The sequence below is a fragment of the Alkalibacterium sp. s-m-28 genome (assembly GCF_054658175.1).
Genome location: NZ_BAAGIQ010000527.1, coordinates 1 through 217, shown reverse-complemented (window position 1 = coordinate 217; position 217 = coordinate 1). Strand labels below are relative to the sequence as shown.

Genomic DNA, 217 nt, shown 5'->3' with positions numbered 1-217 from the left:
GGGATAATTGAGAATAGCTAATGGACTCAATATCAATCACTTTTTTTAAGTTTGGGTTGACCAACTGTTGATCCAAATGCCGTAGGCTATCGGTTTCATCATTAATCGCATAGAGAAAGAGTTTCAGTACTTTCTTAAACGTTAATTTTTTTGAATAGCGATCAAACTGACCGATAGCCTGTCGAGACGATTCACTTAATGTTTCTAAAGAAATGTA

Annotated in this window: 1 pseudogene; it reads right to left on the bottom strand. The window is 35.0% G+C overall.

What is annotated here, in order from left to right:
- Window positions 1-217, bottom strand: a pseudogene (locus ACYQ4S_RS13125) (IS4 family transposase); the annotation flags it as partial.